Consider the following 12,833-nt stretch of genomic DNA (forward strand, 5'->3'; position numbering starts at 1 on the left):
AGGAACTGCGCGGGGCCGGGGCCATGGCGCAGTCGGTGTGAAAAGACGCAGGTTCCGCCGCCGGAAACAGCAGGGCGGGAAACCCTGATGAGTTCCCCGCCCGTCGTTTCGGTCAGTCTGTCTTACTGCTCAAGCAGCTTGGACAGGTTGCCACGGGCGTCATCGCTCAGCCATTCGGCCCAGACGTCCTTGTTGTTTTGCAGGAAATACACCGCCGCTTCCTCGTTGGAGGCGTTGTTTTCACCCTGCCAAGCCAGCAGCTTGCTCATCTCGTCGGTCTTGAAGGTCACATTGCCGATGAACTCCGCGATCTCGGGGTTCTCGTCGTGGAAATCCTTGGTCATGACGGTCAGCACCGGCGCGGTCGGGAAGGCCGAAGGTTTGGGGTCCGGCGTGTCGGCGTTCTGGTTGGCGTTATGCGCGGCTTCGTCATATTCGCCCAGATCGACGCTGGTCATGTCGTATTTGCCAAGCGGGGTGGTGGGCGCCCAATAGTAGCCGAACCAAGGCTCTTGGCTCTCATAAGCCGACGCCATCGAGGTCACCATCGTCTCACCCGAGCCGTGGTTAAAGACTTCGATGCCGTTGCCTTCGAGGTCATAGGCCCGCGCGAGGTTGTCGCTCACCACGCGGCAGCCCCAGCCATCGGGGCAGTTGTTGAACATACCGCCGACCAGTTCGGGGTTTTCCAAGATGCCTTCGATGGTCTTCAGCTCGGGGTGCTCTTCGGCCAGATAGGTGGGGATCCACCAGCCTTCGACGCCACCGGGATCGAGCACGGAGGTGAGTTCAACAATCTTGCCGTCCGCTTTCAGCTTTTTGTAAGCGTCACCGGCGGAGTTCGGCCAAAGTTCGGGCACGATGTCCGGCTCGTTGTTCTCGGACAGGGAGGTCACGGCGGGAGTGGTGTCCGAAGGCACCACGGTGACGTCGCAGGAATAGCCCTGTGTCAGCAGGAATTCGGTGACGGCGGTGACGATCTGCGCCGAAGCCCAGTTCATTTCCGCGATCGAGACTTCGCCACAGTCCTGTGCGGCGGCGGCCATCGGGGTTGCAACGGCAAAGGCCGTGCCAAGCAAATAGCGTTTCATAGTGATATCTCCTCTATTGTATCCGCAGTGTCGCGCAGCCGCGCACCGCTGATCTTTGCCCCTTTCCATCAAGAAGGAGCCGGTCGCGCGATAGGCGCGGCAGCTTTCGATGGGCGGGTTTGCTGGAGATATGAAAACAAATCATGCGCCCCTGTGCAACACGATTGCCGGGCGCAAGACGCAAGAACGGGCACCGCGCCGGGCCTGACGCGATGCCGCTATATGCGGCGTTCCCATGCAGAACGCCATATTTTTAAGGGTCGGCACGGCCCCTCACGCGGGGCACGGGCCAGAGCATTCAGCGGCGGGAAAAACTTTCCATGTCGCGGATGTGCTGGGGGATGTCTTTGCGGTTCAGCCCGATATCCTGAAGCAGACGGTCGTCCATCGCGTTCAAGGTCGACAGCGTGCGGTTACGCTCCCAGCGACGTGCGGTGTCGCGCAGCGCACGGCGCAGCATGGCGACAAGGGCCAGCCCTTCGGCATTGGCGACTTGACCGATGCTGCCGTTAAAGGCGGTTCCGGGCATCCCGGCGATCTGGTTGGTGTTTTTCAGCAGGCGGAAATGCATGGCATGCTCCATATCAAAAAGGTCGAAGTGGGAAGGATCCGCAAGAGACGACGGTCAGTGCCAGAAGGCCGGGCCGGGTCGGTTGTGTGGGTTTCATCCCGAGTGTGATCCGGAAAGTCAGTTGGAACCCCGATGGTCTAAACAGGCGGATCGGCCTGTTCGACCGGGGTTACCGGCGGTTCAGCAGCGTGCCCGGTTTGCGCGGGCGCCTCTTATGAACAGCATACATCAACATGCCGCGCATTTGGTCCACCCGAGCGGGCTTTGCAATAGGGTGAAATAGGGGTGCGACACCCTGCCGCATGTGCAGGGCGCAGAGCCTACTATGGCTGAGGTTTCCGCCCGCCCGGCGCGGTGTCGTTTGCAGCATCTGAAATGTCGTTTTGAGGGTCGGATTTGGCGCATTTTGGCGCGGCGGATCGAACAGAATGGGGCGGTTGTTTGGGTGGCCTTCGCGGGTGGCAATTGCATTTTCTCCGCGGTCAATCTTGGCGCGAGGTGAGGGGCGGAGCGCTCACCATGACTCGCCCGTAACGCGCGCGGCTTTCGCCCCGGCGGGCGCTCAATGCCGCGAGGAATCGATTCGGCGGGAATAAGGCGGGTCGCCCGTGGTTTCGTCACCAGTTCCGCAGGTTTGCGGGCGATTGGTTCCAGCCGGTGAACAAGCAATCAAAAAGAATGTCGAAAACAAGGCGGCGCAGATGCGGCTGATTTGCGGCGGCATTGTCGCACAATGCGAAACAGTCTTGACCGAGGGATCGGCGCAGCCGTCCTGCGCAAGCGTTAATTCACCTTAATCCTATGGCGAATCGGGATTCCGGCGCGGGGTGCGCTGGAAACAATCGCGCCCAAAAGTCGCGCTAAACCACCTGAATTGCGGCAAAACTTCATTTGGTTCCGGCAATTTTCAAACATTTTTTGCTTTGTCCATTCGTATAGGAGGGCTATTCCTATAGGTGCCCAACTGGGGGGCATAGAAGTCTGTAGGTCACGGGGGCGGCCGCATTAAGCGCATCAGGGATGCGGGAAATGTGGGTACGCCGCAAGTTTGCGACCGTAAACACAACATACCGAAGCGCACCGCGCCTCGGCTGTGGGCCATGTTCCGGCTCTTCCCCTTCGTTGCGCAGGATGCGTGCCGCTCGATCTGGATTTCTGCCAGCGGGGCGCGTGTGAACGGAGGGAGAGACGAGATGATACACAAGCGACAGGCCCTGCCACTGGCCTTCTGCGGGGCAAGAAATGCCCGGTTCGACCGCTCTGCCGTTCGGCGCTCCATTCCTCAAATTGAAAAAGCATCCACTTCCAAGACGGCCGCGTTGCGCGCCGCGTGCAACACCGCTCAGGAGATTTCACAATGATTAGAACACTTGATTTCAATGCGTTCAGCGCAGGCACCATCATTGACGACGAATATGCGGACCTGGGCGTTACGGTTTCGGCCAGCGGCGGCTCCGGCGATGCGATGATCTTTGACAGCAGCAACCCCACGGGCGGCGATAGCGATCTGGCCTCCGACACGCTTGAGGGGCTGTTGATCGTCTCCGAAGACGGCGACCAGAGCGACCCGGACGACAACGCCGGCGGCGGCAGCCTGTTTTTTGACTTCGATGACATGGTGCGCATGAAGGGCGTGACCTTCAAAGACATCGAAGAGACCGGCGGGGAAGGCACCCGTGTCATCTTTTACGATGACAATGGCGATGTGATCCAAAACCATTATGTGCAGCCCACCGGCGATGGCGGTGAGCGTTTCGTTCAGTTCAACATCGATGGCGTGTCGCGTTTCGAAGTGCGTTTCGAAGGCTCGGGCGCGATCGACAATCTGGTTTTCGACGATGGCCAGCCCCAAGGCGGCAGCAATGACGCGCCCGTGGCCGAAGACGATGTGCTTGAGATCGACGAAGACACCTCTGGCACCGTCGACGTGCTGGGCAATGACAGCGACAGCGATGGCGACACGCTGACCGTCACCATGGCAACCTGCCCGGCGGGCCCGGTCGTCATCAATGACGATGGCACGTTGACCTTCACGCCGGACCCGGATTTCAACGGCGAGACCACGATCACCTATACCGTGGATGACGGCAATGGCGGCACCGACACCGGCACCGTGAATGTCACCGTGAACCCGGTGAACGACGCCCCCGTCGCCAATGACGATACCGCCGACACCACCGGCACCGATCCGGTCGTGATCCCGGTTCTGGACAATGACACCGATGTCGACGGCGACACCCTGAGCGTGACAGATGCGTCGAGTGATGATGGCACCGTGACCATCAATGACGATGGCACCATCACCTTTGTCGCCAATGACGATTTCACCGGTGACGCGACGATCACCTATACCGTGGCAGACCCCGACGGCCTGACCGACGAAGGCTCGGTGACCGTGACGGTGGGCGACGGCGGTTCGACCCGTGACGGCTATGTCGACGGCACAGCGGGCGCAGACTTGATCGACACCGCCTATACCGGCGACCCCGATGGCGACATGATCGACAATGACGACGCGATCCTGCCCGATGCCGAAGGCGACGACGACTATGTTCGCGCGGGTGACGGCGACGACACAATTCTGGCGGGCGACGGCGATGATATCGTCGAGGCGGGCGCAGGCTCTGACGTGGTCGAGGGCGGTGAGGGTGATGACATGATCACCACCGGCAGCGATGACCTCGCCCCCGATCTGGGCTACCCGGAAAGCGACAGCGACGATCTGGGCTTTGACCCCGACGCCGACCCAGAGAATGACCGCGACTCTGTCGATGGCGGGGCGGGCAATGACACGATCAGCACCGGCGATGACCGCGACACCATCACCGGCGGCACCGGCGATGACGTGATCAACGCTGGCATCGACGACGATATCGTCGACGGCGGTGACGGCGACGACCGGATCGTCGGCGGCGAGGGCAACGACAGCCTGCTCGGCGGCGCTGGCAACGATACGATCTATGCGGGCAACGACCCCGATCTGGGTCTCGACGTGCTCGACATCCCCGACGAAGAGGACGCGTCCAACCCCTTCACCCCCGACCGCAACCCGAACAACGGGATGGACACGGTCGACGGTGGCGCGGGCAATGACGTGATCTATGGCGCCGACGATGCGGATATGCTGCGCGGCGGCTCGGGCGATGACTATATCGACGGCCAGATCGACGATGACGTCATCTCGGGCAACACCGGCGACGACACGCTGCTGGGCGGTCAGGGCGATGACAGCCTCTCGGGCGGTCAGGGCAATGACGAGCTTGACGGCGGCACCGGCGACGACACCCTGCGCGGCAACCGGGACGACGACCTGCTGGTCGGCGGCGAAGGCGATGACCTGCTCGACGGTGGCGGTGAGAATGACACGCTGATGGGCGGCGAAGGCGACGACGAACTGCAAGGCGGTCGGGGTGACGATCTGCTCGACGGTGGCGCAGGCGTCGACGTGATGACCGGCGGTGCCGATCAAGACAGCTTCGTCAACGTCAACGCGGGCGATGACGTCGACGGTGGCAGCGCGGGCGTGGATTACGACACGCTCGACCTGCGCGGCTCTGCCCCCGAAGGTGGCCGTCTGGAGATTACCTATACCTCCGACGATCGCGAAGACGGTTTCGTTGACTACTTCAACCAAGATGGCAGCGATGCCGGGCGTTTGAACTTCGTCGAGATCGAGAATGTGATCCCCTGTTTCACACCGGGGACCAAGATCGCCACACCGCGCGGTGAGGTGCCGGTCGAGGCGCTTCAGGTCGGTGACCGGGTCATCACCCGCGACAATGGCATCCAGACGATCCGCTGGGTCGGCGCGCGTGAGATGACCGGGGCCGAGTTCGAAATGGCCGCGCATCTCAAGCCGGTGCTGATCCGCAAGGGAGCGCTTGGCAATGATCTGCCCGAGCGTGACATGATGGTCAGCCCCAACCACCGCGTCTTGGTCGCCAACGAGAAGACCGCGCTCTACTTCGAAGAGCGTGAGGTGCTCGTCGCGGCGAAACATCTGACCGGGATGGAAGGCATCGATGTGGTCGAGGTTTCGGGCACCAGCTACATCCATGTGATGTTCGACCGTCACGAGGTGATCCTCTCCGACGGGACATGGACCGAGAGCTTCCAGCCCGGTGACATGTCGCTGGCCGGTATCGGTGAAGAGCAGCGTCAGGAAATCTTTGAACTGTTCCCCGAACTGGCGACAAAGGACGGGATCGAAGGCTACACCGCCGCGCGTCGTTCGCTGAAAAAGCACGAGGCCAGCCTGCTGGTGAAGTAATCCGGCAAGAGCCGAGCGTGACACAGTTTGAAAACGGGGCGGGCGACCGCCCCTTTTTTTCATCTGCGGGTCATTCCTGCTCTGCGCGCCACGCTGCCCAGTCCTCGGGCGTGTCGAGGTCGCGCCGTGCGCGCTGGTCGGGCAGGGGCACAAGCTGCATCCGGTCTGCGGCAGCGCGCACAACCGCGCGGCCCCCGTCATCGCCGCGCAGCTGTTTCAACTGATCGAAAAGCGCGGCGGCAAAGATGATGGGGTGCCCGGGCTTGCCGTCCGCCGTGCTCGCGCGCCAGATCAGAGTCTCGCCCGTCAGGTTCACCGCAGCCGCGAGGCGGGCAAGATCGCGGGCCTCAAGCGCGGGCATGTCCGCCAGCAGCACCATGGCGGCGGGCGTGTCCAACGGCAGGGCGGCAAAGGCGCGGCGCAGGCTGGCGGCCATGCCCTCTGCGGCCTCGGGAACGGGCAGCGGCGTGATGTCCAACCCGCTGAGCGCTGTGTAGCGCGGGTGCGGCGGGGGCGGCAGGGCGACGGTGACCGGGCCAATGCCCCGCGCCAGTCGTGCCTGACGGCGCAGCAAGGGCTCACCGCCGATGTCTTCCATCAATTTGTCACGCCCCCGCATCCGAGTGGAAGCACCGGCGGCGAGGAGGATCACGGGCAGAGAGGCTATCGTCATGCCGCCCAACCTACCGGGCACGGGGGGCGAGGATAAGAGCTTTTTTACACCGCGCCGGACTGCAAATTCCCGCTAAGCCGCCGTTGGCAGGGCGCTTTTTCGTGCTACCCTTGGCCCATGAACATCAAAGACCTGATCCCGCATACGCTGTTTCGCAAAGCCCGCGAATATTCACGCAAACTTTGGGTGCGGGTGGTCTTTATGGGGCTGCTGGCCTTTGTCGCTCTCGGGCTGACTCAGCTTTTTGAGCCCTTGGTGCCCAAGGAAGTCGCCACGAGGTTGACCGGCGAAGCGGCGGATCGTCTGTTGCAGATCATCGCCGATGCGATGCTGGCGGTCACCATTTTTTCGATCACGATCATGGTGACGGTCTACCGGGCCTCCTCGGCGCAATTCACGCCACGGGCGCATCGTCTGATCATTCAGGACCGCACCACGCAGAACACGCTGGCGGTCTTTATCGGCGCCTATGTCTATGCGCTGGTGGCGATCATCATGCGCGAGTTGGGCATCTATGTCGATGAACGCTCTTTCGTGCTGTTCCTGACCACGGTACTGGTGCTGGCGATCATCGTGATCTTCCTGATCCGCTGGGTGCTGCATCTGCAAAGCTTCGGCAGCCTGATCGACACCACCCGCCAGATCGAGGCGGTGACCACTTCATTGTTCAAGGAGCGTCTAAAGACGCCCTGCATGGGCGGCCATCCCCTGACCGGTCCGGTGCCCGATGAGGCCCGCCCGATCTTTGCCCCTGAGAGCGGCTATATCCAACATATCTACCCCGAGGCGCTGGACCAGCAGGCGCGCGACCATGGGGTCGCGATCTATATGCCCCGGCGGATCGGTGATTTCGTCTTTGTCGGTGAGCCTCTGGTCATGGTCACCCGGCGGGGCAGCCCGCAGGACGCGGAACATGATTGGGACAGTCTAGAGCAAAAGGTTTTGGAGACCGTGCAACTGGGCGATCTGCGCACCTTCGACCAAGACCCGCGTTTCGGCCTGCGGGTGCTGGGCGAGGTTGCCTCCAAGGCGCTGTCGCCGGGGATCAACGATGGCGGCACGGCGATTGACGTGATCACCCGCATCGGGCGCGTGCTGTCCTATTACTCGGATGAGGCCAAACCGGGCGGCAAGGTCGCACTGCCAAACCTGCATATCCCGCCGATCCCAGCGGACGCGCTGATCGAAGACGGGTTTGGTGCGCTGGCGCGCGATGGCGCCTCGGTCGTCGATGTGCAGATGGTCTTGCAAGAGGTGCTGACAGGGCTGATGCAGCACCCCGATCTCGGCCTGTCTGCCGCCGCCCGTGACGCGGCAGAGGATCACCTGCGCCGGGCATTTGAAGAGGTGCCTTTCGGCCCCGACCGGGCGCGCATCTGGTCCGCCGCCTGCAAGGACGTGCAGGCAGCGGTGGAAACCCCGGCCTGAGCCGGATCAGAGGGGGCGGATCTTGAGCTGGGTGATCCGGTTGCCGTCCCGTTCGATCACCTCAAAGCGGAAGTTGTGGAAGGAGAAGACCTGCCCCACGGTGGGGATCATCTGCGCCTCATGGATCACCAGCCCGGCCACGGTATTGGCCTCGTCATCGGGCAGGGACCAATCGGTGGCGCGGTTGAGGTCGCGGATCGTCATCGCGCCTTCGACCATCAGATGCCCGTCGTCTGATTGCTTGAGCGGGTGATCCGCATCGGGGTCAAACTCATCCGTGATCTCGCCCACAATTTCTTCGAGAATGTCTTCGAGCGTGATCAGCCCTTGGAGCGAGCCATATTCATCTACCACCAGCGCAAAATGCGTGCGACGGCGCAGGAACTGGCGCATCTGTTCGTCCAGGGTCGAGGTTTCGGGCACAAAATAGGGTTTCATCACCACATCGGCCACGTTGAACCCGTTGAGCGCTGCGGCATCGCCGTTGGGCCCGCCGATCAGCTTGTACATGGCGCGCAACAGGTCCTTGGCATGGATCACGCCGATGATGTTTTCAGGGTCATCGCGAAAGACCGGCAGGCGGGTGTGGTTCGATTGCAGGCATTTCTCCATGATGTCGGTCGGGTCTGAATCCGCGTCGATCATCTCGATCCCCGAACGGTGCAGCATGACCTCTTCGACCGCGCGTTCGCGCAGGTCGAGCGCGCCCAGAATACGGTCGCGGTCTTCCTTTTCGACGACGCCTTCGGAATGGCCCAGTTGCAGCGCCCCGGCGATTTCCTCGCGCACCGCCAGAATGTTGCTGTCGGGGTCGATCTGCACGCCGAAAAGCCGCAGCACGCCGCGCACGAAATAGCGCACCGCCGTCACCACCGGCGAGAAGATAAGCACCACGATGCTAATCGGGCGCGAGACCAGCGCCGCCGCCGTTTCGGCATTGGTGATGGCATAGGTCTTGGGCAGCACCTCGGCAAAGACGAGCACCAGAAGCGTCATCACCAGCGTCGCCAGCGCCACGCCGCTTTCACCGAAGAGCCGGGTGAAGAGCGCTGTCGCCATGGAGGCGGCAAGGATGTTGACCAAGTTATTGCCCAAAAGGACCGAGCCGATCAGCCGCTCATTATCCTCGGTGATCTTGAGCGCGCGGATCGCGCCGCTTGCGCCCTTGTCGGCCTGCGCGCGCAGCTTGCCGCGCGAGGCGGCGGTCAGGGCGGTTTCGGAGCCTGAGAAGAAGCCCGACAGGACAAGGAGAAACAGGATAATTCCGGTGCTGATCCAGAAAGCGGTGTCAAAAAGGGCGGGGCCCGTTTCCATGAGGTCTAAATCCATCCATTATGTGTTGCGAATGTTATGGGCGCAGGGGCTGCGTCATTCAAGGGTTGCAACGGGGCAGGGTGGTGCGATGCAGGCGAAAATCAACTGCGCGGAGCTTGGGGTTTTGGACGGGCCGTTGCTGCTTTTTGGCGGGCCCTATTCCAACCTTCAGGCGGTCGAGGCGCTGGCGGCTTTCGCCGCGGCGCGGGGCATCGACGGGGGGCAGATGATCTGCACCGGCGACATTGTTGCCTATTGCGGCGCGCCGCGCGAATGCGTGGCGGCAATCCGGGCGCTTGGCTGCGCGGTGGTGGCAGGCAATTGCGAAGTGCAACTGGCCAGCGGGGCCGAGGATTGCGGCTGCGGCTTCGCGCCGGGCAGCAGTTGCGACATGCTTTCGGGCGCGTGGTATGCCCACGCGGCAGGCCAGTTGGACGCGGGCGCGAAAGACTGGATGGGTCGGCTGCCGGATGTGGCGGTGTTCCGCCATCAGGGCCAGCGCTATGGCGTGATCCACGGCGGGGTGCGCGATGTGGCGCGGTTCATCTGGTCTGAGAGTGCGGCGGCGGTGTTTGACGAAGAATGGCAGGCGCTGGAAGACATCGCAGGCCCCGTCGATCACATCATCGCGGGCCACTCCGGTCTGCCCTTCATCCGCGAGACAGCGCGCGGGCGTTGGATCAACGCAGGCGTGATCGGCATGCCGCCCCATGACGGCGGCCAGCAGACTCGGGTGGCGCTGCTCGACGGGGGCGAGGTGGGCTTTCACCGGCTGAGCTACGATGTGGCCGGGGCCGTGGCCGATATGGCCAAGGCAGGCTTGCCGCGCGCCTATGCAGACGCGCTACAAAGCGGTTACTGGCCTTCGGAAGACGTGTTGCCGCCGGAATTGCGGGTGCCGTCCTTGGCGAGGGGGTGACGCTCCAGCACGAGGTCCGAGAGGCGCTCTTCCAAGACATGTGTATAGATCTCGGTCGTGGCGACATCGGCGTGGCCCAGCATGGTCTGGATCGCCCGTAGGTCCGCGCCATTGGCCAGCAGATGCGTGGCAAAGGCATGGCGCAGGGTGTGGGGCGTGACTTTCTCGGGCGGCACGCCGCCGGTCACGGCGAATTCCTTGATCAGCAGATAGAACCTATGCCGCGTCAAATGCCCCGTCGCCCCGCGGGACGGGAAGAGGTGCAGCGCGGGCGGTTTGCCCTTGGCTTGGGCCGCCTCATCCGCCTTGTCGCGCACCACGAGCCATGCCGCCAGCGCGTCGCGCGCGGGCTCTGACAGGGGGACCAGCCGCTCGCGCCCACCCTTGCCTGCGATCAGCAGCAGGCGCGGATCGCCCCGCGCGGCGCTGACCGGCAGGCTGACCAATTCACTGACCCGCATGCCGGTGGCATAAAGCAACTCCATCAGGCAGGTGTTGCGCAGTTGATCGGCCAGCGACCGGCCAGAGTTGCGCGCGGCATCAAGCAGCCGGTCGACCTCTTCCTCGGACAGGATCTTGGGCAGGCGTTTGTCCTGCCCCGGCCCGGCGATTTGCACCGCTGGGTTGTCTTCGCGCAGGCCTTCCTCAAAGGCGAAACGGTAAAGCTGTTTGATCGCCGACAAACGCCGCGCACGGGTGGATTTGGCCAGCCCCTGCGCGTCGCAATAGACAAGGTAATCTTCGACCTCGCCGCGGCTGGCGGTCAGGAAGTCATGGTTGCGCTGCGCGAGAAAGGAATCGAAATCCTTCAGGTCGCGGCCATAGGCCAGCTGCGTGTTGGTGGCGGCACCCTGTTCGGCGGCGGCGGCCTCCAGAAAGCTGGAGATCCAATGGAAGGTCGGGGTCTGGGACATCATCATTGCTGGAGCAATACAATCTGCAAGGCGGCACGTCGGGCGGTGTCTTCCAATCCGAGGGCGCGTAGGGTGGCTAGGGCGTCGCGGAGCGCCGATGTGTCACCACTCGCCCCGTCATGCAAGAGCGACAGTAGGCGCAAAATTGCCATGCCCAGCTCCTTGGCCCGCGCCAGCGCCATTAGGTCGGTGCGGGGGGTGGGATCGGCGAAAGCATCGTGAACCGCAGCGGCCAAAGGCGCATCCGGAGCGGGGCCTTTGGGCGCATCGCCAACGGCGACGGCGCGCAGCAATTCGTCCTCGGGGGACTTGCCGATCACCCGCGCCGCAGCGGCCTCGTAATTGGGCGACAGCAGCGCCACATCCCGCGCCAGACGCGCGGGACGGCCCGCCAGCGGGATGGTCGAGAGCGGTTCGGCAAAGAGTGTGGCAAAGGCCACTTCGAGAGAGGCTTCGCGCATCGCCTCCCAAGCGGGCGGCAGGGTCTTGGCCACCGCCTCGGCGCTGCCGGTGCGCAGAGCCGTTTCAAACCGTTGCAGCGCCGCAACCCGGTCCCAGACCCCGCCAGAGGCGGCGGGCTGACGGTCGGTATAAAGCCCCAGCAGCAGGTTGTCGGGCAGGGCGCCCGCGCGGGTCAGCCGCTCGGCGGCCTCAAGCTGGGCCTTCCATCCGGCGATGTCGCGCAGATCGGCCACCGCATAAGCACGCGGCAAGATGTTAGAGGGCAAGGGCTCGCCAATGGTTTCAAACAGGCGGAAGGTCATCGGGTCCATCTGGCGCGGGACGCGCAGCGGTTCGGCCCCTTCGTAGAAATCCGGGTTCAGGAAACGGTCAAAGAGTTCGAGCTGCGCCTCGGGCAGCAGCCCAAGCGCTTGGGCCGAGCCAAAGGTCAGGGCCGCGTTCTCCCAATTGCCGGCGCGGGCGTTGCAGAAAATCCGGGTGCCATAGTCGCGGGTCAGATGCGGCGATTTCACCAACCGCTCGCAGACGCGATGTTCGGTCCCGGTGAGCAGGGAAAGCTGCATCCACAGGTCGAAATGCGCGGTCGAGGTGGTTACCCCAGCCTGTTCGATCAGCGACAGCGCCGGGTCGAGGGCGCCAAGCTCCATCAGCTTTTCGCCCCGCGCCAGCGCCAAAAGATCGCCGTTGCGCGCCTCGCCCTGCGGGGCCTGCGCCTCGGCCAGAAGCACGGTGTAGAGCAGCGCCTGCGCGGCGGGCAGATGCAGGTCGGGCAGGTCGCGGATACGGTCGATCAGCGCGCTGGCGTCGCTGCCCAGCCAGATGTCTCCGCGCAGTCCGGTGACCGAGCCGGGCACCAGCCCGATGCGGCGCGGCGCGCCATCGCCCAAGGGCGTGACCTGCACGGGCGGCGGCAGGGCGCTGTCGGCCACGGGCGGTTCCGGCACCCGGCCCGGGTTGGGCGGGCGTTTTGGCCGGTTTTCGGGCGGCGATTGCGCGCCCAGCCAGTCGATCACCGAAAGCGGCTGATCATTGGCCGCGGGGGGCTGTTCTTGCTGCTGAGCCGCCTGTCGCGATTCGCGGCCCAGATTGCGGTCTTCTTCGGATTCGGCCAGCAGGGCCGTGGCGCTGACCGAGCAAATCAACGCAGCACAAAGGGCCCGTTTGCCTTTGGACAGGGCGTTTGCCACGCCG

General features: G+C 63.6%; 9 protein-coding genes. 3 read left to right on the top strand and 6 right to left on the bottom strand.

What is annotated here, in order from left to right; all coding sequences use genetic code 11:
• Positions 1–122: 122 nt before the first annotated feature.
• Together ACGYLO_RS16180 and ACGYLO_RS16185 are read right to left on the bottom strand one after the other, a co-directional pair.
• A complete protein-coding gene (locus ACGYLO_RS16180; protein WP_067268365.1) occupies positions 123–1,091 on the bottom strand; it encodes an ABC transporter substrate-binding protein in 969 nt (322 codons plus the stop codon).
• Between the two features lie 298 nt (positions 1,092–1,389).
• Positions 1,390–1,662, bottom strand: coding sequence for a DUF1127 domain-containing protein (locus ACGYLO_RS16185; protein ID WP_169306066.1), 273 nt, complete (start codon positions 1,660–1,662; stop codon positions 1,390–1,392).
• A 1,357-nt stretch (positions 1,663–3,019) separates the two neighbouring features.
• Between ACGYLO_RS16185 and ACGYLO_RS16190 the strand changes: the two genes are divergently transcribed.
• Positions 3,020–5,932, top strand: coding sequence for a Hint domain-containing protein (locus ACGYLO_RS16190; RefSeq protein ID WP_271687482.1), 2,913 nt, complete (start codon positions 3,020–3,022; stop codon positions 5,930–5,932).
• Positions 5,933–6,002: 70 nt separating this feature from the next.
• Here ACGYLO_RS16190 and ACGYLO_RS16195 read toward each other — a convergent pair whose 3' ends face one another.
• Positions 6,003–6,605 (bottom strand): NTP transferase domain-containing protein, encoded by a 603-nt coding sequence (locus tag ACGYLO_RS16195; RefSeq protein ID WP_271687481.1) that lies wholly within the window; start codon positions 6,603–6,605, stop codon positions 6,003–6,005.
• Positions 6,606–6,722: 117 nt separating this feature from the next.
• Here ACGYLO_RS16195 and ACGYLO_RS16200 point away from each other — a divergent pair, with 117 nt between their 5' ends.
• Complete coding sequence (locus ACGYLO_RS16200) at positions 6,723–8,033, top strand: DUF2254 domain-containing protein (RefSeq protein WP_271687479.1); 1,311 nt, start codon at positions 6,723–6,725, stop codon at positions 8,031–8,033.
• A gap of 6 nt (positions 8,034–8,039) precedes the next feature.
• Here ACGYLO_RS16200 and ACGYLO_RS16205 read toward each other — a convergent pair whose 3' ends face one another.
• Positions 8,040–9,347 carry an HlyC/CorC family transporter gene (locus ACGYLO_RS16205; protein WP_271687478.1) on the bottom strand — a complete coding sequence of 436 codons (1,308 nt, stop codon included), beginning with the start codon at positions 9,345–9,347 and terminating at the stop codon, positions 8,040–8,042.
• An 88-nt stretch (positions 9,348–9,435) separates the two neighbouring features.
• On the opposite strand from ACGYLO_RS16205, the gene ACGYLO_RS16210 reads away from it, so the two are divergent.
• Positions 9,436–10,266: a metallophosphoesterase gene (locus ACGYLO_RS16210; protein WP_271687476.1), complete on the top strand. Its 831-nt coding sequence runs from the start codon at positions 9,436–9,438 to the stop codon at positions 10,264–10,266.
• On the opposite strand, the gene ACGYLO_RS16215 is transcribed toward ACGYLO_RS16210, so the two are convergent.
• Both ACGYLO_RS16215 and ACGYLO_RS16220 read right to left on the bottom strand, forming a co-directional pair.
• Positions 10,203–11,186, bottom strand: a complete 984-nt coding sequence (locus ACGYLO_RS16215; protein ID WP_271687475.1) for a site-specific tyrosine recombinase XerD — start codon at positions 11,184–11,186, stop codon at positions 10,203–10,205. The two genes, ACGYLO_RS16210 and ACGYLO_RS16215, sit on opposite strands and share 64 nt — an antisense overlap.
• Positions 11,183–12,829: a hypothetical protein gene (locus ACGYLO_RS16220; protein WP_331618938.1), complete on the bottom strand. Its 1,647-nt coding sequence runs from the start codon at positions 12,827–12,829 to the stop codon at positions 11,183–11,185. Before ACGYLO_RS16220 ends, ACGYLO_RS16215 begins: the two co-directional genes overlap by 4 nt.
• Positions 12,830–12,833: the final 4 nt, after the last annotated feature.

The sequence above is a fragment of the Sulfitobacter sp. 1A13353 genome, assembly GCF_043557255.1.
Lineage (GTDB): Bacteria > Pseudomonadota > Alphaproteobacteria > Rhodobacterales > Rhodobacteraceae > Sulfitobacter > Sulfitobacter faviae.